The sequence below is a fragment of the Streptomyces synnematoformans genome (assembly GCF_039531005.1).
GTDB classification, from domain to species: Bacteria; Actinomycetota; Actinomycetes; order Streptomycetales; family Streptomycetaceae; genus Streptomyces; species Streptomyces synnematoformans.
Genome location: NZ_BAAAPF010000750.1, coordinates 1 through 668, shown reverse-complemented (window position 1 = coordinate 668; position 668 = coordinate 1). Strand labels below are relative to the sequence as shown.

1 protein-coding gene is annotated in these 668 nt (G+C 78.1%); it reads left to right on the top strand.

Features of this window, described 5'->3' with window-relative positions; translation table 11 throughout:
* Nucleotides 1-668, top strand: a 668-nt coding sequence (locus ABD317_RS37495) for a condensation domain-containing protein (RefSeq protein WP_344296617.1), incomplete at both ends; no start/stop codon positions are given.

Here is a 668-nt window from a genome sequence, read left to right as displayed (position 1 = left end):
CACCCGCGCAGCGGCCGGTGCCGCGGACCCCGCTGCTGCCCCTGCGCCGCCCGGAGGCGCTCCGCGCCGCGGCCGGGCGCGCCGGGATCTCCCGCTTCCGCCTGGTGTTCGCCGCCGTCGCGCTCTACGAGCACCGCCGGACCGGCGCCCGCGACGTCGTCGTCGGCCTGACCGTCGCCGGCCGGGCGGGCGAGGCGGCCCGCGCCACGCCGGGGATGCTGGCCAACAGCGTCCCCGTACGCCTGACCGTGCGGCCCGGCATGCCGCTGCGGGACCTGCTGGCCCAGGTCGACGCGCGCATGCGCGAGGCCGTGGCGCACCAGCGCTACCGCGCGGAGGACCTGCACCGCGACCTCGGCCTGTCCCGCGGCCCCGGCACCGCGTACACGCCGATGGTCAACCTCATCGGCTTCGACTACGACATCTCCTTCGCCGGCCACCGCTGCACCGCCCACAACCTGTCGTTCCCGCTCGCCGCCGACCTGATGATCATGGTGTGGGACCGCCGGGACGGCACCGGACCGCACATGCGGCTGCACGCGCCGCCCACCGCACCCGGCGCCGCGGACCTGGCCGGCACCCAGCGCCGGCTGCTCGACCTCCTCGCGTACGTCGCCGACGCCGACCCCGACCTCCCCGTCGGCCGGCTCCCCGTGCTGCCCGCCGCC